We start from the raw sequence: 20,751 nt of genomic DNA on the forward strand, positions 1-20,751 counted from the left end.
AAATACGCTATTCTGGTGCCGCATGGCGGGGACCTCCTTCCGTGTCTCGAACGTGTGCGAAGCGCTCGAAACACAGAAGAATCCACGTCATGCACCCTGTCCATAACAATCGAACCGGACAGCCGTGGGCTTGACCCGGCCATCCATCGCTTTATGCGCAACGTCGTTCCGGGGCGATGCAAAGCATCGAACTAAGGTGCGCGCAGTTGCGCACCTGAGAACCTCGAGATTCCGGGTTCGCGTCTTCGACGCGCCCCGGAATGACGGTGCCACATAACAGAGACCCCAATGAACCGCATCCTTCCGGCCGCGCTCGCCGCAGTCCTCCTCACCCTCCCCCTCTCTTTCGCCCACGCCGACACCGCGCCGCGCGAACCCTATGGCATCGCGCTCGAAGGCTTTGCCTATCCCTACCCCGTGCACTTGCTCCCCGTCGTCAACGACGGCGAGCAGCTCAGCATGGCCTATATGGACGTCGCTCCCCAGCAGCCGAACGGCCGCACCGTGGTGCTGCTGCACGGGCGCAATTTTCCGTCGAGCTATTGGGCACCCGTGATCAAGATGCTCAGCGAGGCCGGCTTTCGCGTCGTGGTGCCGGACCAGATCGGCTTCGGCAAATCCTCCAAGCCGCAGGGCGAGCTGCATTTCGACAATCTGGCACGCAACACCATTTCGCTGCTCGATCATCTCAAAATCGACAAGGCCGAGATCGTCGCGCATTCGCTCGGCGGCATGCTCGGCGTGCGCATCGCCCGCGCCTATCCGGACCGCCTTGCCCATCTTGTGCTGACCGCGCCGATCGGGCTCGAGGACTACCGCCTCTACGTGCCGCCGACACCGACCGAGAAGATGATCGAGACCGAGGACAAGCTCACCGCGGACGGCTATCGCAAGCAGCTCCAGACCAATTACGCAATCAAGCTGCCGGCCGAGGCGATCACGCCGTTCATCGATGCCCGCTTCAACATCAAGGGAAGCCCGGACTATCCGCGCTGGCTGCGCGCCTTCGTGTCTTCCGGCCAGATGATCTATCGCGAGCCGGTGGCGCACGAGATCCCGCTGATTGCGACACCGACGCTGTTCATCATGGGCGCGGACGACCACAACGCGCCGGGCCGGCCGCTCGCGCCGGAGGCGCTGCGGGCCAAGATGGGGCAGAACGCCGAACTGGCGAAGGCGCTGGCGGCAAAGATGCCGAACGCGCGGGCCGAAGTGATCCCGGATACCGGCCATCTCGTCTTCCTGGAGGCGCCGGAGAAGTACAGAGAGCTGGTGCTGAGCTTTCTCGGCCGCTAGCGACAGCTGCGTGTCGTCTGAGGCAGGATGCGGGCAACGTTCATGCCGCATTCAGGTCATGATTGGCAGGTTTGGATCGCGACGTGTCGGCACGTCCCAGATTTAACGTGTCGAATCGTGTCTCTTGATTCATTGTGCGCCGCAAGCGCCACTCCCCGAAGCCTGCCCCCAAGGACAAGAAGGAAGATTAGATGAAATACCTGTTTGCCGCCGTCATGCTCGCCAGTGCGGTCGTCGGTTTCAGCGAGGCGGCCAGCGCCGCCGAGGGTTGTGGCCGAGGATTCTATCGCGGTCCCTATGGCAATTGCCGCCCGATGCGTGGCGCGGTGGTTGTGCGCCCCGCGCCCGTGGTGGTCGCTCCGGCGCCGGTCGTCGTCGTGCCGCGCGCCCGCGTGTGCCCCTACGGCTTCCGCTGGTACGCCGGCCGCTGCCGCCCGTTCTGATCTCGTCCATTTACGTTGCAGAATGGCCGCGCGGCGAAAGCCAGCGCGGCCTTTTTGTTACCGACGATTCATCCGCCGTGGAACTGGAGCGCTTCCCGAATCGAAACGGGGACCGCCAGCGGCGATCCCCGTCCAGTCCGCGAATTGTCGCGAGCTTACCAGTAGTGGCGGCGGTGCCAGCGCCGGTGATGCCGGCGCCAACCCCAGTGGCGGCCGCGCCCACGCCAGTGAACCTGCTCAGGCGTCAGCTTGGAGGCTTCCTCGCTGGTCGTCACGGCAGGATGAGCGTCGGGATTGCCTTGCGGCGTGCGAGCGGGATCACCGAGCGGCTGCGGCGACAGCGGCGCGGCCTGCGCGGCAGTCGTGGCGAAGGCGGCGGCGCCCGCCGTCATCCCCAATGCAAGTTTCAAAAAGTTCCGGCGCTCCATGATTTTCTTCCTTCTTGGATCATCGTGCCTGTGATGCAGAGCAAGTGTCGCGGTCACGACATGAACCGAAGCTGAAGCGCGTGTTCAGATTCACGGTGAGCGAGATGAAGAATTCGTAGCCAGGACCTCGCTACGTAACGAACGCCTGCGCCAGTACCAGCGTCTCGCGCGAGCGCTTCACGTCGGGCCAGTCGCGATTGAAATCGGCGACGAGCTTTTGTAACGCGTCACCTGCCAGCATCGCATTCAGCTTGGCCTCGTCATCGAACTGATACATCGCCTGGTGCAGGGAGGGATCATCCAGGCTCCAGAACCGCCAGGCCTTGGTCACGCCGAACGCCTTCACTGCATCGGGCAGATGTTCCGTCTCGTACCATCTGTCGAAGGCGACGCGCCTGCTGGCGTCGGTGACGATGGCGCGGACGACGAAGAAGGCTGCTGGCATCGGTTTTTCTCCCATTGTTTGCAGCGAGACTAGCCGCTTCAGTCACCGGCAACAAAAAAACTTCGCCCCCGATGTCGGAACGCGCGTTCTTCGCACGTCCTTGCTTCGACAGCGACATGGAGATGCAAAATGGCCGACCTCACGCTGACCACCTTTGACTGGGTTCCCGAGATGCCCAGGGGTTTCGTGCGCGACCTTCGCGTGCGCTGGGCGCTGGAAGAAGCTGCCCTGCCCTATCGCGTCGCGAGCGTGCCGTTCGGCGATCGCGGCGCGGCGCATCTCGCCCACCAGCCGTTCGGCCAGGTGCCGTGGCTGACCGATGGCGACCTCTCGATCTTCGAGAGCGGCGCGATCCTGCTGCACCTGGGCGAACGGAGTGAGGCCTTGATGCTGGTCGATCCGCGCGGCCGCAGCGAAGCGACGAAATGGGTATTCGCCGCGCTCAATTCGGTGGAGATGGCCAGCCTGCCCTGGGCAATGTCGAAGTTCATGGGCCATGCGGACGACACGCCGGCGTGGAGATTCGTGGACGAGTTCCTCAAGCTCCGCCTGAAACGTATGGAGGCGGTGCTTGCAGGGCGCGAATGGCTGGCAGAGTCCTTCTCCGTCGCCGACATCCTGATGGCGGACGTGCTTCGCCCCGTCGATCGTTTCGACGGGCTGGCGGATAGTCCTGCCTGCCGCGCCTATCTCACGCGCGCCACGGCCCGCCCGGCGTTTGCAAAAGCCCACGCGGACCAGATGGCGCATTTCGCCGCGGCGGATGCGGCACGTAAAAGCCGACCATAGGTGGGTCAGGCACCCCGCTAACCAGTCGCGATTGGAATCTGCAATCAGCCGCGCCGATGAACCCGTCGCACGACAGAACCGTCACGCCTTTTTCGTCCCGAGCGATCCTGCTGCGTGCAGCGGATGTTCCTTCTCATACCAGCGATCAAGCGCGGCGCGTTTGCCGGCGTTGGTGACGGTGGTGCGGACGATGAAGAAAGCGGTGCTCCTCCCTGGATGCTTTTGTGACCCAACAACGCACCGGCTGTCACACTTTGTTCAAAGATCGGGCCGAACATTCCGGACACGGTATGAGGCGGGCTGGGTCGTCCTGAATGGATCAAATCCATCAACCAGAGGAGACACCCATGGCAACCAAAGTAAAACCGGTTCCCGAGGGATACCACACCGTCACGCCCTATCTCGTCGTCGATGGTGCGGAGAAGATCATCCGCTTCATGAAAGACGCTTTTGGAGCCCAACCGGTCTTCGAGCCGCTGATGCGGCCCGATGGCAAGGTTGGACATGCGGAGTTCAAGATCGGAAATTCCATCGTCATGATTTCCGATTCCTCGGAGCGCGCACAAGCAACATCCACGATGCTTTATCTCTACGTACCGAACGTGGATGCAGTCTATCAGAAGGCGCTCAAGGCCGGCGGCACATCGGTGATGGAGCCCGCCGATCAATTTTACGGCGACCGTAGCGGCGGCGTGACGGATCCGGCGGGCAACCGGTGGCACATCGGCACCCATATCGAGGATGTATCTCCGGCCGAGCTCAAAAAGCGTGCGGCGGAGGCCATGAAGCAGCAGAACAAGGCTGCGTAGACGAAGCACACGCTTCGCAGCCGCTGGGCGGATTGGCGATAGCGCAATCCGTCAATCTGTCGTCAGAGAGGCGGCGGGTTACGGCTTCGCCGAACCCGCCCTACGACCGTTGCGCCATCTAGTTCTGTGAACGTGTAAAGGGGACAAAACGCACGAGGGCAACGGCGCGCGTCGTCGTCTTGCCGGGTGCGATTTTTTCGACGACCGTGAGCTGCTGAGTGGTGTAACCAGCTCCCACCGGCATGACAAGCCGGCCCCCCACGTTGAGCTGCTCGATCAACGCCGGTGGCGCATGCCCGAGCGCGGCCGTCACGATGATGGCGTCAAACGGACCGCATTCGGGCCAGCCAACGTAGCCGTCGCCAAGCCTGACGCTGACGTTGTCATACGCGAGGTCTCTCAGTGTCTTCGTGGCGGTCTCGGCCAATTGCGGGATGATCTCGATGGTGCAGACCTTTCGCGCCAGTTGCGCAAGGATGGCGGCCTGGTAGCCCGAACCTGTGCCGACTTCGAGCACGACGTGATCGGGCGCGACCTCGGCCAACGCTGTCATCAGGGCCACGATGTAGGGCTGCGAGATGGTCTGGCCGAGGCCTATCGGTACCGGACTGTCAGCGTATGCGATCGCGCAGGATCGCTCAGGGATGAACAGATGGCGTTTGGTTTGTGCCATCGCCTCAAGCACCCTCTCCGGCAGGCCTTGCGGACCCAATCCACTTCCGGCGGACCGGGCATAGGCCCGGATGGTTTCGACCATGGCGGCGCGTTCGCGGACGCATTGGTCGTCCTGCGGGGCGCCCTGTGCGGTCGCCTCCCCCGCCGCGACAACCATGGCAAGCACGTGCAGCAAGGCCTTCATCATCGTGCGTCCTCCACGAGGTACGCAATTTGCGTCGACCGCTTGAGCGCAACGAATGGAGCGATGACCGCTATCCAGTCGCTACAGCTTGTAGCCGATCTTTCGCAGCAGCTCTTTCCGCCACGCAATGTCCGCGTCGGCCTCGACACCCAGCGGTGGGGCGCCATCCACCACGCCGAGCACGCCACGGCCGAGGTCCGTTTGCGCGACAATCACCTGTGTCGGATTGGCCGTCGCACAATAGATGCGGCAGACCTCCGGCACCGCGCGCACCGCAGCCAGCACGTTGACGGGAAAGAATCCGTTACCCAGGAAGATCAAGAACGTGTGTCCGGCGCCGATGGCCAATGCGTTGTCGCGCGCGAGCGTGAGAGCGGCTTCGTCGTTTCCCGACCAGCGCACCAGCCGCTTGCCGGAAGCTTCACAGAAGGCCAGTCCGAAGCGGATGCCCGGCACCGCGCCGACCAGCGCTTCGTGGAGGTCTTCCACGGTCTTGATGAAATGCGACTGGCCGAAGATGAAGTTGGCGGTGTCCGGCTTGACGATGGGCACCACGGTGAGTTCCATGGCTGCGCTCCTTCAAGGGTCCAACGCCAGTCATGGTAGGCCTGCGGCAGGCGATTGCAAGCGGCGTTACACCAGCTTCATGGGTGTATCGGCGACCAGACGAAGATCGATCCTGCCGATCAGCTCCAGGCGGCGCACCTCCGCCGCGCTGATCGCGGCGTCGGTCTGCCGCAAGGTACTGACGTTCGAGCCCAGCGACACGATCCCGCCCAGCACCAGGGCGATCGATCCGAGCGCGGCGGTCTGACCCGTCCCCAACAGGCCGAGGATCGTGATCAGCAGCAGCGCGGCTCCGCCGCCGATCGCGATCTTGGACGCCAGGATGTATTTCCGGCACCGCTCGGCGATCTCGGCCAAAGCCTCGATCCGCGCCTCAATGTCGGAAATCTCGTCGGTCGGATCGTCTTCGGTCATTGGGTTTCGAGTCACACGTCAGCTCATTGCCTGCCCCTTGAACTCGCCTCCCTAGTGACCAAACCTAGACATGACGGTTGGGCTCAGTAAAACTAGCGAGCTACACAACAATCGCAAGCCTGGTGAGACCTAACAGAAAATGTAAATCTGATACTGCAACTGGTGCGACAGCGGGGCGCTGAGGATTTTCGTACTAGCAGCTACTGGTTTCCTTCCAAGAAGGGGCGCGCTCGCGCTCACATTCGATCAGTCGAACACATCTGGCGACTTTCATTGAGTAAGTGCGCTTTACGTTACTATCCGCTTCGCGAATTCTCGCGCAGTTATCGCGAATTCAACAACCCGAGCTACTACATTTCATTCCTGCGGCAGTACAAACCAACCTTCGACAAAGCTATGAATGTGGCGGAATTGTCCAAGAGTGTCGCACTTGCCAGAAAATCACATTCGTCATCAATTGCTTAGCCTGCAAGCAGCGGATCTCACAAATTCCTATTCCTTGATTAGCGAAGTGCAGAAAGACAATCCTGCTGGCGGAACGGCCGTTCTTCAAACCTCCACCTCCAATCAGGATTGCGAAATGAAACACCTATCAACGGCTGAGATTGCGGTCATCAAAGCACGCATACTCAGAGGCGATCGCTACTCAGAGATCGCGTCAGACTATCGTATCAATCAGGGACGCCTAGCGGATCTTAAATTTGGCCGCATCTATGCGTCCGTCGAACCAGCAGACTTGAGCCATCGGCCGACACGATAAATGGAATGGGGGGCTTACGAGCCCCCCGCTCTGCTACAACGGCAAATTGTCGTGCTTCTTCGCTGGCATTTCCGTCTTCTTGTCCTTCAGCATCGCCAGCGCCCTTGCGATCCGCTTTCTCGTCGAGTGCGGCATGATGACGTCGTCGATGTAGCCGCGCTCTGCCGCAATGAACGGCGACAGGAAGCGGTCTTCGTATTCCTTGGTGCGGGCGGCGATCTTGTCGGGGTCGCCGATGTCAGAGCGGAAGATGATCTCGACCGCGCCCTTGGCGCCCATCACCGCGATCTGGGCGGTCGGCCAGGCGTAGTTCATGTCGGCGCCGATCTCCTTGGAGGCCATGACGTCGAAAGCACCGCCATAGGCCTTGCGGGTGATGATGGTGACCAGCGGCACGGTGCATTGCGAATAGGCGAACAAGAGCTTGGCGCCGTGCTTGATCAGGCCGCCATATTCTTGGCTCGTGCCCGGCAGAAAGCCCGGCACGTCGACGAAGGTGACGATCGGGATGTTGAAGGCGTCGCAGAAGCGGACGAAGCGCGCGGCTTTCCGCGAGGCGTCGCTGTCGAGCACGCCGGCCAGCACCATCGGCTGGTTGGCGACGAAGCCGACGGTGCGCCCCGCAATGCGGCCGAAGCCGGTGACGATGTTCTTGGCGAAGGCTTCCGCGATCTCGAAGAAGTCGCCCTCGTCCACGACCTTCAGGATCAGCTCCTTCATGTCGTAGGGCTTGTTCGGATTGTCGGGGATCAGTGTGTCCAGGGACATGTCGACCCGCTCGATGGAGTCGAAGCTCGGCCATTCCGGCACGCCGTCGGTGTTGTTCGACGGCAGGAAGTCGATCAGGCGACGCATCTGCAGGAGCGTCTCGACGTCGTTCTCGAAGGCGCCGTCGGCGATCGAGGAGCGCGTGGCGTGCACCGAGGCGCCGCCGAGCTCCTCGGCGGTGACGACCTCGTTGGTGACGGTCTTCACCACGTCGGGGCCGGTGACGAACATGTAGCTGGTGTTCTTCACCATGAAGATGAAGTCGGTCATCGCCGGCGAGTAGACGTCGCCGCCGGCGCAGGGGCCCATGATGACGGAGATCTGCGGGATCACGCCCGAGGCCAGCACGTTGCGGCGGAACACGTAGGAATAGCCGGCGAGCGCGGCGACGCCCTCCTGGATGCGGGCGCCGCCCGCGTCATAGAGGCCGATGATGGGCGCCCTCGCCTTCATCGCCATGTCCTGGAGTTTTGTAATTTTCAGCGCGTGCGTTTCCGAGAGCGACCCGCCGAACACGGTAAAATCCTTGGCGAAGACGAAGGTCTTGCGGCCGTTGACGGTGCCCCATCCCGTGACGACGCCATCGCCGGGCACCTTGGTCTTCTCCATGCCGAACTCGGTGGAGCGGTGCTCGACGAACATGTCGAACTCCTCGAACGACCCCTTGTCGAGTAAGAGCTCGATGCGCTCGCGCGCCGTCAGCTTGCCGCGGGCGTGCTGCGCCTCGATGCGCTTCTCCCCGCCGCCGAGCTTGGCGCCGGCACGACGATCTTCAAGGGCGTCCAGGATGTGTTTCATTTGCTCCCGCCAGGTCTTAAATGATGCGGGGTTCTAACACGGCATTTTGCAGGCCGGGAAGCCGCTTTCGGCGTCGCAGGGCTGCCCTGCCGCAGCGGGAAAGCGCAAGGAATTACAAAGTTTTGCCCGGGAGGCGAGCATGACGGAAGGAACGGCCGAGACGGGCGCTGCGACGGGCGGCGTCAACATCCTGCTGCGGCTGGAGGGCCTGACCCTGTTCGCAGGGATGGTGATGCTCTACGCCGCCTGGGACGGGTCCTGGCTGGTGTTTGCCTTGCTATTCTTCGTGCCCGATCTGAGCTTCCTGGCATACCTGTCCGACGCCAAGTTCGGCGCGATGGTCTACAACGCCGCCCACAGCTACATGGCGCCGGTGGCGCTGCTGACGCTGGGCTTCGGCCTCGCCTCGCCCCTCACCTTGTCCATTGCCTTGATCTGGCTTGCTCATATCGGCATCGACCGGGCGCTCGGTTACGGCCTGAAATATTCCGCCGGGTTCGGCTTCACCCATCTCGGCCGGATCGGGCGGCAAAAGGACGCCTGACCCGGCCGCAGAATTGACCGCCCGACACGGTTGACCGGGCCGGCCGATTCAGGCTTGCTCCGGGCCTTACGATCAGGCGCCGAATGTTGCGTGAGCCCACTCGGTACGGCGACGGTCATCATGCCCTGGCTCCAGCATCACCACGATGTCCGCGACAGTCGTCGCCCTGCCGCCGAACTCATCCTCCGAAACCATCGACTTCCTGCGGCGGTTGGCCAGCATGGTGTCGGGGCGGAATGGCGAGGTGCTGCTGCGGGCAGCCAGCACGATCGAGTCGCAGTTCGACTATCTGTCGAGCAGCTTTGCGAGGCGCGGCGACCTGATCTCGCAGGCCATGAGCGAGATCGGCGGCTTTGCGATCGACCGGGCGCTGACGACGAAGAAAACGAATCCTGACCGAGACGAACGCGCGCAAATTGACAGCGTGCCGGCCTGTTGTTCTACTCGACCAAAACCACACGGGGGGATCCGATGCCGACGATATTCCGCATCGCCATGGCGCTTTGCATCTTGACTCTGTTCGCCGACGTTGGCGCGAACGCACAATCCCTGCCCAAGGAAGTCGCCACGCGCGCCGAGATCTACCCGATCCCCACGCTCACCCTCTCCGACCAGCAATTCCTCAGTGGTGATGCCGCAGGCGGCAAGCCGGTGACGGTCGCAGGCGAATTTCGTGTTGCCCAGGGCAGCGGCAAGATTCCGGTCGTGGTGCTGATGCACGGCTCGAGCGGTGTTGGCGCCACCACGGAGGCGTGGGTGCATGCGTTCAACGCCATGGGCATCTCGACCTTCGTGATCGACGGCTTCACCGGCCGCGGCCTGACCGTGGTCGGCCCCAATCAGGCCCTGCTCGGCCGGCTCAACCTAATCGTCGACATCTACCGCTCGCTGGAGATCCTCGCGAAGCATCCTCGCGTCGACCCTGACCGCATCGTGCTGATGGGCTTTTCCCGCGGCGGCCAGGCGACGCTTTATGCGAGCCTCGACCGCTTCAACAAGCTCTGGAACAAGTCCGGCATCCGGTTCGCGGCCTACATCCCCTTCTATCCGGATTGTTCGACCACGTATCAAGGTGACGCCGAGGTTACGGCCCGGCCGATCCGCATCTTCCACGGCACGCCCGACGACTACAATCCCGTGAAGAGCTGCAAGGCTTTCGTCGAGCGGCTCAAGGCGGGCGGACGCGACGTGGTGCTGACCGAATACCCCGACAGCGCGCACGGGTTCGACAGTGGCCTGGTCGGCCTCAACACCGTCACCGTGTCTGCCAACGCGCAAACCGTGCGCAACTGCCGCATCAAGGAAGGCGACGGCGGCATGCTCATGAACGGCGATACCAACGCGCCCTTCACCTACAAGGATGCCTGCGTCGAGCTCAACCCGCATGTTGGTGGCAATCCGAAGACTGCCGCCGAAGCGCGAAAGGCCGTGGAGGAGTTCTTGCAGGCGCTGTTCAAGTTGGGTTAGGCGCTGGCAGGACTGAAGCTAGATCGCGCCGATCTCGGCAAGGCAGGCTTGCGTCAGCGTCATGCGCTCACTGACGAGGCGCGGTTCTCGGCAATCCATGTTGAGCGCGAACACGGTGTGCGCCTCGCCCTTCTCGGCCCAGCCGACCATCCAACCGAGCGACGGCTCGCCGCGCTCGGCACCCAGCAAACCGGACTTGGCGCGGATGACGCTGTCGCCGACCTTGGTCACCGGCAGGATGTCGGCGACGAGTTCCTGGCTGCGCTTGCTGATCGGCAGCGCACGGCGGCGCAGCCGATCGGCGAAATCGACCTGCTCGACCGGATCGATGCGCAGGGCGCCCGTGAGCCAGAACTGGTCGATGCCGCCGCCGATGTCGCGATTGCCGTAGTCGAACTCGTCGACATATTTTTGCATGCGCTCCTGGCCGATGCGGCGCGCGATCTCCTGATAGACCGGCACCGCGCTGACCGCGATCGCGCTGCGCAGCGTGTGATCCTTGTTCCAGGCCTCGATCGGACGCTTGACGCCGTCCCAGGGAAACACGTCCTTATCGGGGTCAGCGACCACGCCGGTCTCCAGCGCGATCAGCGAGTTGGGAATCTTGAAGGTCGAAGCCGGCAGCTTCCCCTCACCCGAGCGCTCCTTGTCGCTGGCGACGATCAGATAGTCCTCGACCTTGTAGCCGACGAAGGTGCCTGACGTACCGAGATCGGTGAAGCGTTTTGCAAGACTCTCACGGATTTCGTTGCGCGGCGGCGCGACGTGGGCGCGCGCGCGGGAAGGCAGGACCGCGGCTGCGGCGAGAAGACCGAGGGTGGAACGACGGGTCAGCAAGAGCGATATCCATGAGCAGTGAAAAACCGGCGCGACCATGCAACCGCTACGTGGTGAAACGATGACAGGTTGTTGCTACCGTCCCCGGCCCGACAGCCGCAGCACGAACACCAGCACCTCGGCGACGGCTTTGTAGAGATCCGGCGGGATCTCCTCACCGAGCTCGACCTTGGACAGTGCGCCGGCCAGAACATCGTTCTCCTCGATCGGGATGTCGTGGGCCTTGGCGATCTCGACGATCTTTTCGCCGATCGTGCCCCTGCCCTTGGCGACGACGACAGGCGCGCCAGAGCCCTTCTCGTAATGCAGCGCGATCGCGAGCTTGGATGGATCGCTCATGTCGCGCGATCCAGGAAGTGGCCGGCGCGGGCGGGCGCCGGTTGCGGCGGCGTGCCGTCGCGGACCACGATATCACCGGGCTTGAGCTCGGCCCTCGTCAATGCCTGGCTGAGCTCTCCGACGCCGGCGCGAAGCTGCTGCGCCGTCGCCGGCCGTTCTGCCCACATCCGTACGAAGGTCTTGTCGCCGTTCAGCGTGATCAGCGCATGCACGGGACCCGCCGGCTCGACATTGAGTGAGAAGCGAGCGCGCCAGGCGCGCTTGGCGGGATCGGCGGACTCATTGCCGCCATCGCGCGAGATCTCGAACTGCGCCATCGCGGTGCCCTGCGGGGTCGCGAACGGAATCTCGAAATTCCACTGCGGCACGGCCGGATCGATGCGGTGCCCGCTGGCGTCGGTGCGATCGGGGAGCGAGGCAACTTGCAACAGCGTCTGCCGCGCGATCGCGGCATCGGTATCGTCGAGCAGGCGATGCACGGTGGCAGCGAGCGGCGTGTCCGGCGCGAGCGATGGGGCGGCGATGGACTGCGGCGCCGGCAGCGCACCGCGGAATGGCGGGGGCGTCGCGTGTCCGGCGGCCGCGAAGGTGTGGCCATCCGGCACGGCCTTGTTGGAGCCCGGCACGTTGCCGGTCAGGCGCGGCAGGTCTTGCGTGACCTCTTGCAGCAGGCTCGCGGCAAGGCCTGCGGACATGGTCCGTGATGTCGCCGCCTGCGAAACGCCGCCAGCGATGTCGGCGAGCACGGCAGCGGCGGGATTGGCGCTGCGCGGCGTTTGCGGCTGTTGGGCTATTTCGGTTGATGGCGATGCCGCCTGCGCCGTCCCACCTGCTGCCGCCGGTGCGATGCCGACCTGCGGTGTCCCCGTGGCGCCGGTCGGAATCAAGGCGCCTTGCCTCGGTGGCACCGCGGTCTCAATCGTGGCCAGTGCCTGGCGCAGCACCAGCAGCGCCGCCTTCAAATCCGGCATTGCGCCGGACGACGGCGTCGCGCCCGCGGCGAGAGAAGCTTCGAGGAAACGCCCTGATTTCTGGAGGGCCGATTCGATATCGCCGCCGTCGAGCGCGGTGTCGAGCGGCGTCTGCTGCGCCAGCACGTCCAGCACCGCCTGCTTCAAGCCTACGGGCAGGTCACTGCCGGTGACGACGGAAGCCAGATTGGCAAACAGCGGCGCCTGACTGCCCTGCCTGGTTACGGCCGCGGCCGAAGCCACCGTGACGGCAACCTGCTCCGAAGGCGTCAGCGTGCTGCGTGCTGCGCCAGCCGATGGCGTAAGCGGCGGGCTCTCCACCAGCGAGGCCGCACGCGGCGTCAACGTGACTACGTCGGCAGTCGCCTCGCCTGCCCCGCCCACGACGGCGAGGCGGATGGCCCCGTCGTTCTGCGACACCGCCAGCTGGAGATTCTGCCCGGGCGACAGCGCGACTTCCGACATTACGTCGAGCGATAGATTTGCGATCGCGATCCGCACCAGATTTTCAGCGAGGACGCTGACGCCCCTGGCATCGACGACACTGCCGGCTTGAAGCACAAGATCGGGTGTCGCCGCATCAGCCAAGGGGCTTGCGGCGCTGACGGGAACAATGGAGGTGACCGGCGTCGGCATCTCGGGAGCCTTTGGGAGCGCCAGCGACCGTAACGCTGCGTCGTAAACCTCTCGTTAAGGAGCTGTGGGTGCGCGCGGCCTTACGGCCGCCAGCACCGCCACGGCCGCCTCGAAATCCCTGAGGCGGATGGCCCGCCGGTGAGCGGCGTCCTCGTCCACGCCCCATTGCTCGGCGTTCCAGTCCTCATCGACATGGGCGGCAGCCCAGACCTGGCCGGCGTCCCGCGCGCCATGGGCGAGTGCCAGCGCCAGCAGCGCCGAACCACTCAGGGTCGTCACCACGTGAAGGGCGGCGACCGACCAGGCATCCTGCGGCAGCGCGGCGCGCGCGGCCCTGACGGCCTCATCCGGCTGCTTCACATGCATGACACCCTCGGACAGGATGAAATGCGCGCCCAGCGTCTCCGCCGCCCAGAACAGCACGGGGTCCCAATGCCCAGCCTCGCGGGCAACCAGCCCCTCGGGGTGGCCGGCGCGATAGAACAGGAGATCGGTCTCGAAGTACTTTGCAAGGTCGTCGCTGACGAGCTCGACGCGGTCGATCACGCCCTCGACCACGCTGTTGGCGATCCGCGTCAGCGGCATGGTCACGGGATCGATCGTCTCGCCTTGCGCGGCCCATTCGGCGGCGACCGCATCGGCGAGTTCGCGTGAAGGGATCACCACCTGGCGGCCGGAGGGCGTACGGATCGGCTTGCCGTCGAGGGTGATGGCGAAGCCGCCCTCGGCCTCGGTGACGCGGGCTTCCTTGTAGAAGCGTTTGCGCAGCGGCGTGCGCACGGATGCGCGCGCCGATTCCCGCGGATCCGGGGGCTGCCCCTCAGCTTCTTCGAACAATTCGCGCATGTCGGTGTTTCGATCCTTGTCGTCAACCAAATTACCAGTGTCGTCATGGCTTCGCCAGGACGAGGATGGGTGCTGCTAGTTCGCGCAACTGCGCGCATAAGTGCCGCGATCGGCCGGCCCCAGTCCTGCGGCTGCAGCGTCGTCGAGGCACTTCGAGACGCGATCGCTGAAGGAATTGCGCGGGATCGGCTGGTAGTTGTAGCGCGGCGGCGCGTCGAATTGCGGAACCTTCGGCACCTCGATCTTCGGCGGCGGTGGCGGCGAAGGCGGCGGAACGACTTGCGAGGGGCCCGGCAGCACAAATTGTGCCTGAGCTCCCTGCCCCGTGAGCAGCGCGGTCAAAACGATGAGGCAGATCGAGAGCCGTTTCATGGGCGATATGTTGTGCTCCGATCGCCCCCGTTCAACTTAACTATTCCTCAGGCGCGTTCTCGATCGGATCAAATCTGGTTGCGTCGAGCCCGAGCAGGTTCCACGATTGCTGCATGTGTGGCGGCAACGGCGCAGTGGCGTCGATCACGCCGCCGCGCGGATGCGGAATGACGATACGACGTGCCAAGAGATGCAGCCGGTTTTGCAGGCCGCCCGGCAGCTGCCAGTTCTCGATGTTGAAATATTTGGGATCGCCGACGATGGGATGGCCGATATGGGCCATGTGGGCGCGCAGCTGGTGGGTGCGGCCGGTCACCGGCTTGAGCGACACCCAGGTCAGCTTGTTGCCGGCGGTCTCGACCACTGCGTAATAGGTCACCGCATGGCTCGCGCCCTCATCGCCATGCTGGGCGATGCGCATGATGGTGTCGTCCTCGCCCTCCTCCTTCGCGAGGAAGGTCGAGATGCGGCCCTGCTTCGGCTTCGGCAGGCCCGGGACCAGCGCCCAATAGACCTTGCGCGCCGAACGCGAGCGGAACGCGCCGGTCAGATGCGAGGCGGCAAAGCGCGTCTTGGCGATCAGAAGGCAGCCAGACGTCTCCCGGTCGATGCGGTGCACGAGGCGCGGCTTCTGGCCCTTGGCGTCGCGCATCACCTCCAGCATCTGATCGATATGGCGCGTCATGCCCGAGCCGCCCTGCACAGCAAGGCCGGCGGGCTTGTTCAGGACAAGAACGTCGTCGTCCTCCCAGATCGTCATCTCCTTCAGCGCCTTGAGCGTCTTCTGCGCAGCCTCTGAGAGCTCGCCGACAACCTTCGGCGTGTCCAGCTTGAGCGGCGGAATGCGGACGCTCTGTCCCTCCTCCAGCCGATCCTTGCTATCGACGCGCTTGCCGTCGACGCGCAGCTCGCCTTTGCGGACGACGCGCTGGATGTGGGAGAACGACAGGCCGGGAAAGCGCGCCTCGAGGAAACGATCCACCCGCATGTTGTTCTCGTCGGCGGTGACGGTGACGGTCTGCACCTTGGTCGGCAGCAGGGCCTCAAGGGGTTTTTCCGGCGCAGGTCTTTCCTGTGCCGCTTTGGGCGGCCGCCGCTCGGCACGCTCACCCGCGAAGCGTGGAGGCTTCCCGCCGGGCTTTCCGCCCGAACGCGGGCCGGCCTTCTTCGCACCGCGCGCCTGATGCGGGCGCGCCTCCTTGCGCTCGTCGCGATCGCGAGGCTTGGAATTCATTCTCTTGATGCGGCGACTCATGCGGTCTTTCCAAGCTTTCGTGTCGACTGCGCATTGACGCGGCGGGGCAGCGACGCAACCTGCGCGCCCACCTCCTTCTCCGCCAGCCGCAGCTCATATTGCTGTTGCAGGTTCATCCAGAATTGCGGGCTGGTGCCAAACCAATGACCAAGCCGCAGCGCCGTATCGGCGGTGATGCCGCGCTGTCCGTTAATGATGCCGGTGATGCGATTAACCGGTACGTCGATCTGACGCGACAGCTCCGCGGCCGTGATGCCGAGTTCGCGCAGTTCTTCGGCAAGATGCTCACCGGGATGTGTTGGTGTATGAGCCATGGGAGTTTCCCCGGCGAGTAGCAAGATTTACGCGTTACGTAAACCGTAAATGTACGCCCTGTAGCAACCTCGAAAGCCCTACTTCCCGCCCCGCTCCTTCCGCAGCTTGGCCCAGTAATCCAGCCGCTTCCTGATCTCGCGCTCGAAACCGCGTTCGGGCGGGTCGTAGAAGGTCTGCCGTCCCAGGGCTTCCGGGAAGTAGTCCTGGCCCGAAAAGGCATCCGGGGCGTCGTGGTCGTATTCGTAAGCCGCGCCGTAGCCTTCCGACTTCATCAGCTTGGTCGGCGAGTTGAGGATGTGCTTTGGCGGCAGCAGTGAGCCGGCCTGCTTTGCGACCTGCATTGCCGTGCCGAAAGCGGTGTAGACAGCGTTCGATTTCGGCGCGGTGGCGAGATAGACCACGGCCTGCGCGATCGCGAGCTCGCCCTCGGGATGGCCGAGGAAATCGAAGGCGTCCTTGGCGGCATTGGCGATGGCGAGCGCCTGCGGATCGGCAAGCCCGATGTCCTCCACCGCCATGCGCACGACGCGGCGGGCCAGGAACAGCGGGTCCTCGCCGGCGTCCAGCATGCGCGCGAGGTAATACAGCGCTGCATCGGGATCGGAGCCGCGCACCGACTTATGCAGCGCCGAGATCAGATTGTAATGCCCATCGGCCGACTTGTCGTAGATCGGCGCACGGCGTTGCAGGATCTCCTGCAACTGCGCGGCATTGAAAATCTCGTCCGCCCGCGCCGAACGCCAGACCTCCTCGGCAAGCGTCAGCGAGGCGCGGCCATCGCCGTCAGCCATGCGCACCAGCACCGCGCGCGCCTCGGCATCGAGCGGCAGCTTCTTGCCCTCGACCGCTTCAGCATGCGCGAACAGCTTTTCGATCGCAGCGGCATCGAGCGAACGAAACACCAGCACGCGCGCGCGGGATAGAAGCGCCGCGTTGAGCTCGAAGGATGGATTCTCGGTGGTGGCGCCGACCAAGACGACGGTGCCGTCTTCCATCACCGGCAAGAACGAATCCTGCTGGGCGCGGTTGAAGCGATGCACCTCGTCGACGAACAGCAGCGTGCCCTTGCCCATTTCGCGGCGGGCGCGCGCGGCATCGAACGCCTTCTTCAAATCGGCGACGCCGGAGAACACGGCTGAAATCTGCTCGAAATGCAGATCCGTTGCGTCCGCCAGCAGCCGCGCCACCGTGGTCTTGCCGGTGCCGGGCGGGCCCCAGAACACCAGCGAGCCCAGCGTGCGTGTTTCCAGCATGCGCGTCAGCGCACCGTCGGGACCGAGGATGTGGTCCTGGCCGACGACCTCCGACAATGCGCGCGGACGCAACCGATCCGGCAGCGGATGCGGAGCCTCGTGGTCGAGCCCCGCTGCGGCGAACAGCGTCGGCGTCTGCTGTGGTCGTTTCGGACTCATCCGCCCAGCGTAACGTTGATCTGCTGGCCGCCGCGCACCAGCGTGATGCGCCAGAGCCGCGGCCGTTCGCCCGCGGCCTTCTCGAGGTCGCCGGTCTTGCTGATCTTCAGGTTGTTGACGGCCAGGATGATGTCGCCCTTCTGGAATCCGACACTGGCGGCCGCACTGTCGCCGCCGAGATCGGTGATCACGACGCCTTCGGTGTCGGCATCCAGATGCAGCTCGTCAGCGACGGCCGGGGTGATGGTCGAGACCTTCGCGCCCTGGAACGGCGAGCGCGCGGTGACGACGAGCTCGTTGCGCCCGGTGTCGGGCGCCGTCTCCAGCGCCACCGTCAGCTTCACCGGCTTGCCGCCGCGCTGCACGTCGATCTGCGCGGTCCCACCGAGCGGACGGGTCGCGAAGCGGTAGTCGAAGGCGTTGGGATCATCCACGGTCTGGCCGTCGATCCCGGTGATGAGGTCGGAGGATTTCAGGCCGGCCTTCGCCGCCGGGCCATTCGACACCACGCTTGCGACCAGCGCACCGGTCGGCGAGCGCAGGCCGAGGCTTTCCGCGATCTCCGGTGTCACCGCCTGTAATTTTGCCCCGAGCCATGGCCGCTTCACTGCCTTGCCGCCGCTCTTGGCGGAGGCGACGACGACGCGCACCATGTTGGCGGGAATCGCAAAGCCGATTCCTTGCGAGCCGCCGGAGCGCGAATAGATCGCCGTGTTGATGCCGGCGAGCTTGCCGCTCATGTCGACCAGGGCGCCGCCGGAATTACCGGGATTGATCGCCGCATCGGTCTGGATGAAGAACTGGTAGTCGGTGATGCCGACCTGCGTACGCGCGAGCGCCGAGATGATGCCGTGGGTCACGGTCTGGCCGACGCCGAAAGGATTGCCGATCGCGAGCACGACGTCGCCGACGAGCAATTCGTCGGAATTGGTGAAGTCGAGGGTCGGGAATTTCTCCTTGCTGTCCTTCAGACGGAGCACGGCGAGATCGGTCCGGGAATCCTTGAGCAGGATCTCGGCCTCGAACTCGCGCTTGTCCGACAGCGACACTTTCACCTGGTCCGCGCCTTCGATGACGTGCACGTTGGTGACGACGAGGCCGGAGGCATCGACGATGACTCCGGAGCCTAGCGAACGCTGCATCTGCTCGGGCTGCTGGCCCGGCACGCCGAAGAAGCGGCGGAAGATCGGGTCGTCCAGCAGCGGATTGCGGTTCTGCACCACTTTGGCGGCATAGACGTTGACGACCGCGGGCTGCACCCGCTGCACGATCGGCGCATAGGACAGCCGCAGTTCGGCCGGCGACGACGGGACGCGGCGGTCCTGCGCGGCAGCCGGATTGAGATGGGCCGAAAAGGCTATGCACGAGGCCGTAACGACGGCAGTCCAGGTCGATCGAAACATTCCTACCTCTTGGAAAAGACGCCGGAATATAGGCGTGTTCGCCCCTCAATAGAAGGGCGCAGGGCGGCAATATTCGGCCTCCCTCCGGTGGCTCCCGAATGCAAGCCCGTCGTGCGAAATCGCAATTTTCAGGGCGCCGCGGGTTGGCATGATCCGCGTCCTCTCGCATTGTGGCGCACCGGCAGAATTCGGTTGCGACGAATTTGCATCAGTGGGAACCACGCAACCGATGACGCTCCGCCGCGGAGCAGTCATCATTCATTCCTAGGCTCTCCCGTCGCGACTTGGGAAGTTCGTCAAACGATGGAGTCGTGACGTGATCAGGACAAGAATTGCGGCAGCGGCGCTTGGTCTCGCCGGCGTGCTCGCGGCCTCACAGGCCAACGCAGAATCAGCCGGCAGCAGCAAGGCGGCGGCGGGAGCTATGGCGCCCAAGCCATGCGTCGATCCCTGGGATTTCGTCACCACGAACTGTCTGTTGACGTGGAAGGGTATCACCGTCTACGGCACGATCGACGTCGGGGTTGGCTGGCAGAGCCACGGCGCGCCGTTTGACCCACGGTCCGCCGTCGCGGCGTCGTACCTGGTGCAGAAACAGAACAGGTCCCCCCTTTGGACTCTAGCACCCAACGCGCTCACCAACTCCGCCATTGGAATCAAGGGAATCGAGCCGATCGGCGCAGACTTCTCCGTTGTATTCGCGCTGGACGCCGGATTTGACCCATACTCCCTGCGGCTATCTGATGGACCGGGATCGGTTGCCGCGAACATGGGCGTCCCCCAGAACCAGCAAACTGCATTCTCCGACTCCAGCCGGGCGGGTCAGTGGTACAACGGCCAAGGCTTCGTGGGCGTCAGCTCTCCAACCTACGGCACCTTGACCGTCTTCCGACAGAACTCGCTGACCCTCGATGCAGTCCTGGATTACGATCCATTCGGCGCCTCCTACGGCTTCTCGCCAATCGGCTTCCAGGGAATCACGTGCGGCGGCGGCAATACCGAAAATTGCAGACACTCGACGTCGCTGAAATACAGGCTCAAGGTCGGCCAGTTTCGCGCCGCCGCACTCTGGCAATTCGGCGGCTATGCCCAGAACAACGCCTCCCATGGCGCATACCAGTTCGGAGTTGGCGCCGATATTCCGACATGGGGCAAAGACGTACTCTCGGTCGACGCCATCTACAGCTATGTCAGGGATTCAGTGTCGCTTGGACTCGCGCCTGGAAGCAACGACGCCAATGGGACGCCGATTCCGCCGTTCCTCCCGCAGACTCTAACGGCGACGATTTCCGACAACAGCGCCGTGATGTTCGTAGCCAAGTACACGACCGGAGCGCTCAAGCTATACGCCGGCTACGAGCATATTCGATATATGGCGCCGAGCAATCCGCAGACCGCCTTTACCGATATCTCCGGAGACTTTGTTTGCGAAGGCTGCGCCGCATTCAACAACACGAATATCAACAATGCAGCGTTTGGTGTGAACGGTCTTGGCAACAGGACCATGCAAATCATGTGGCTCGGGACAAAGTATGCCGTCACGGAAGATCTGGATGTGATCGCCGCCTATTACCATTACATCCAGAACTCCTTCTTCGGGACAGCGGCCGGAGGACCAGCTCCCTGCTTCAGTGCCGCGCGCGCGCAATGCGCAGGGACTTTCGACGCGATCTCCGCTGCCGTTGATTGGCGGTTCGCCCCGAAATGGGATACCTACGCCGGGATCATGTTCACGCAAGTGAACGGAGGCCTGGCCTCCGGCTTTCTGCAGCACAACAACATCGCCCCCACAGTCGGGTTGCGCTTCCGCTTTTGAATTCTCCGATCTGCGAAGACGTTCGATCGTTCCAGGGCACTGTCCGAGCTCGATCACTTTGGGCCTGCGGAGCCCACTGATTAAATTTCAATTCAATGGTGCCCGCGCATTCCAGAACTACATCGCTTCCAGGCGGACCAGCCGGTCCGGTCGCTCGCCAGG

The 20,751-nt window shown here is 63.8% G+C and carries 24 protein-coding genes; 9 read left to right on the top strand and 15 right to left on the bottom strand.

Going from position 1 to position 20,751, the window contains the following annotated elements; translation table 11 throughout:
• Positions 1-288 precede the first annotated feature (288 nt).
• Positions 289-1,296 carry an alpha/beta fold hydrolase gene (locus tag CVM73_RS26160; RefSeq protein WP_100234718.1) on the top strand — a complete coding sequence of 336 codons (1,008 nt, stop codon included), beginning with the start codon at positions 289-291 and terminating at the stop codon, positions 1,294-1,296.
• 191 nt (positions 1,297-1,487) lie between these two features.
• Positions 1,488-1,739 carry a GCG_CRPN prefix-to-repeats domain-containing protein gene (locus CVM73_RS26165; RefSeq protein WP_100234719.1) on the top strand — a complete coding sequence of 84 codons (252 nt, stop codon included), beginning with the start codon at positions 1,488-1,490 and terminating at the stop codon, positions 1,737-1,739.
• Between the two features lie 155 nt (positions 1,740-1,894).
• Here the strand turns inward: CVM73_RS26165 and CVM73_RS26170 are convergent, their stop codons facing one another.
• On the bottom strand, positions 1,895-2,167 hold the full coding sequence (locus CVM73_RS26170; RefSeq protein ID WP_100234720.1) for a twin-arginine translocation signal domain-containing protein: 273 nt from the start codon (positions 2,165-2,167) through the stop codon (positions 1,895-1,897).
• A 130-nt stretch (positions 2,168-2,297) separates the two neighbouring features.
• The gene (locus tag CVM73_RS26175; protein ID WP_100234721.1) at positions 2,298-2,612 is read right to left on the bottom strand and encodes a hypothetical protein; all 315 of its coding nucleotides are present in this window, start codon (positions 2,610-2,612) and stop codon (positions 2,298-2,300) included.
• A 129-nt stretch (positions 2,613-2,741) separates the two neighbouring features.
• Here CVM73_RS26175 and CVM73_RS26180 point away from each other — a divergent pair, with 129 nt between their 5' ends.
• Both CVM73_RS26180 and CVM73_RS26185 read left to right on the top strand, forming a co-directional pair.
• The gene (locus CVM73_RS26180) at positions 2,742-3,401 is read left to right on the top strand and encodes a glutathione S-transferase family protein (protein ID WP_100234722.1); all 660 of its coding nucleotides are present in this window, start codon (positions 2,742-2,744) and stop codon (positions 3,399-3,401) included.
• Between the two features lie 314 nt (positions 3,402-3,715).
• Entirely contained in the window at positions 3,716-4,210 is a 495-nt protein-coding gene (locus CVM73_RS26185) for a VOC family protein (protein ID WP_245452430.1), read from the top strand.
• Positions 4,211-4,328: 118 nt separating this feature from the next.
• On the opposite strand, the gene CVM73_RS26190 is transcribed toward CVM73_RS26185, so the two are convergent.
• From CVM73_RS26190 to CVM73_RS26200, 3 genes are all read right to left on the bottom strand, one after another.
• Complete coding sequence (locus CVM73_RS26190) at positions 4,329-5,072, bottom strand: protein-L-isoaspartate(D-aspartate) O-methyltransferase (RefSeq protein WP_245452431.1); 744 nt, start codon at positions 5,070-5,072, stop codon at positions 4,329-4,331.
• Positions 5,073-5,150: 78 nt separating this feature from the next.
• Positions 5,151-5,636, bottom strand: a complete 486-nt coding sequence (locus tag CVM73_RS26195) for an adenosine-specific kinase (RefSeq protein ID WP_100234724.1) — start codon at positions 5,634-5,636, stop codon at positions 5,151-5,153.
• Positions 5,637-5,702: 66 nt separating this feature from the next.
• Positions 5,703-6,050: a hypothetical protein gene (locus CVM73_RS26200; RefSeq protein ID WP_100234725.1), complete on the bottom strand. Its 348-nt coding sequence runs from the start codon at positions 6,048-6,050 to the stop codon at positions 5,703-5,705.
• A gap of 430 nt (positions 6,051-6,480) precedes the next feature.
• Here CVM73_RS26200 and CVM73_RS39360 point away from each other — a divergent pair, with 430 nt between their 5' ends.
• Positions 6,481-6,810, top strand: a complete 330-nt coding sequence (locus CVM73_RS39360; protein WP_146006660.1) for a hypothetical protein — start codon at positions 6,481-6,483, stop codon at positions 6,808-6,810.
• Positions 6,811-6,843: 33 nt separating this feature from the next.
• Here CVM73_RS39360 and CVM73_RS26205 read toward each other — a convergent pair whose 3' ends face one another.
• On the bottom strand, positions 6,844-8,376 hold the full coding sequence (locus tag CVM73_RS26205) for an acyl-CoA carboxylase subunit beta (RefSeq protein ID WP_027574084.1): 1,533 nt from the start codon (positions 8,374-8,376) through the stop codon (positions 6,844-6,846).
• A 139-nt stretch (positions 8,377-8,515) separates the two neighbouring features.
• Here CVM73_RS26205 and CVM73_RS26210 point away from each other — a divergent pair, with 139 nt between their 5' ends.
• The 3 genes from CVM73_RS26210 (at position 8,516) to CVM73_RS26220 (ending at position 10,387) form a co-directional block, all read left to right on the top strand.
• Complete coding sequence (locus tag CVM73_RS26210) at positions 8,516-8,920, top strand: DUF4260 domain-containing protein (RefSeq protein WP_100234726.1); 405 nt, start codon at positions 8,516-8,518, stop codon at positions 8,918-8,920.
• 145 nt (positions 8,921-9,065) lie between these two features.
• A complete protein-coding gene (locus CVM73_RS26215; RefSeq protein WP_245452432.1) occupies positions 9,066-9,434 on the top strand; it encodes a hypothetical protein in 369 nt (122 codons plus the stop codon).
• Positions 9,392-10,387, top strand: a complete 996-nt coding sequence (locus tag CVM73_RS26220) for a dienelactone hydrolase family protein (RefSeq protein WP_100234727.1) — start codon at positions 9,392-9,394, stop codon at positions 10,385-10,387. The genes CVM73_RS26215 and CVM73_RS26220 overlap by 43 nt, the downstream gene beginning before the upstream one ends.
• Before the next feature lie 18 nt (positions 10,388-10,405).
• Here CVM73_RS26220 and blaOXA read toward each other — a convergent pair whose 3' ends face one another.
• The 9 genes from blaOXA to CVM73_RS26270 all read right to left on the bottom strand — a co-directional run bounded on the left by blaOXA (position 10,406) and on the right by CVM73_RS26270 (position 18,773).
• On the bottom strand, positions 10,406-11,224 hold the full coding sequence (blaOXA, locus tag CVM73_RS26225) for a class D beta-lactamase (protein WP_100234782.1): 819 nt from the start codon (positions 11,222-11,224) through the stop codon (positions 10,406-10,408).
• Between the two features lie 75 nt (positions 11,225-11,299).
• On the bottom strand, positions 11,300-11,563 hold the full coding sequence (locus CVM73_RS26230) for an EscU/YscU/HrcU family type III secretion system export apparatus switch protein (RefSeq protein WP_100234728.1): 264 nt from the start codon (positions 11,561-11,563) through the stop codon (positions 11,300-11,302).
• Positions 11,560-13,170, bottom strand: a complete 1,611-nt coding sequence (gene fliK / locus CVM73_RS26235) for a flagellar hook-length control protein FliK (RefSeq protein ID WP_167407068.1) — start codon at positions 13,168-13,170, stop codon at positions 11,560-11,562. The genes CVM73_RS26230 and fliK overlap by 4 nt, the downstream gene beginning before the upstream one ends.
• A 54-nt stretch (positions 13,171-13,224) precedes the next feature.
• Entirely contained in the window at positions 13,225-14,016 is a 792-nt protein-coding gene (locus CVM73_RS26245; RefSeq protein WP_100234784.1) for an ATP12 family chaperone protein, read from the bottom strand.
• A gap of 75 nt (positions 14,017-14,091) precedes the next feature.
• Positions 14,092-14,388 (bottom strand): hypothetical protein, encoded by a 297-nt coding sequence (locus CVM73_RS26250; protein ID WP_100234729.1) that lies wholly within the window; start codon positions 14,386-14,388, stop codon positions 14,092-14,094.
• Between the two features lie 40 nt (positions 14,389-14,428).
• The gene (locus tag CVM73_RS26255; protein WP_100234730.1) at positions 14,429-15,643 is read right to left on the bottom strand and encodes an RluA family pseudouridine synthase; all 1,215 of its coding nucleotides are present in this window, start codon (positions 15,641-15,643) and stop codon (positions 14,429-14,431) included.
• Positions 15,640-15,957: a HigA family addiction module antitoxin gene (locus CVM73_RS26260; protein WP_036041470.1), complete on the bottom strand. Its 318-nt coding sequence runs from the start codon at positions 15,955-15,957 to the stop codon at positions 15,640-15,642. The genes CVM73_RS26255 and CVM73_RS26260 overlap by 4 nt, the downstream gene beginning before the upstream one ends.
• 78 nt (positions 15,958-16,035) lie before the next feature.
• Positions 16,036-17,370 carry a replication-associated recombination protein A gene (locus tag CVM73_RS26265; RefSeq protein WP_100234731.1) on the bottom strand — a complete coding sequence of 445 codons (1,335 nt, stop codon included), beginning with the start codon at positions 17,368-17,370 and terminating at the stop codon, positions 16,036-16,038.
• Positions 17,367-18,773 (bottom strand): DegQ family serine endoprotease, encoded by a 1,407-nt coding sequence (locus tag CVM73_RS26270; RefSeq protein ID WP_167407069.1) that lies wholly within the window; start codon positions 18,771-18,773, stop codon positions 17,367-17,369. Before CVM73_RS26270 ends, CVM73_RS26265 begins: the two co-directional genes overlap by 4 nt.
• Before the next feature lie 316 nt (positions 18,774-19,089).
• Between CVM73_RS26270 and CVM73_RS26275 the strand changes: the two genes are divergently transcribed.
• Positions 19,090-20,589: a porin gene (locus CVM73_RS26275; protein WP_146006661.1), complete on the top strand. Its 1,500-nt coding sequence runs from the start codon at positions 19,090-19,092 to the stop codon at positions 20,587-20,589.
• Positions 20,590-20,751 lie beyond the last annotated feature (162 nt).

Source organism: Bradyrhizobium forestalis (assembly GCF_002795245.1).
In the GTDB taxonomy this organism is placed as follows: Bacteria; Pseudomonadota; Alphaproteobacteria; order Rhizobiales; family Xanthobacteraceae; genus Bradyrhizobium; species Bradyrhizobium forestalis.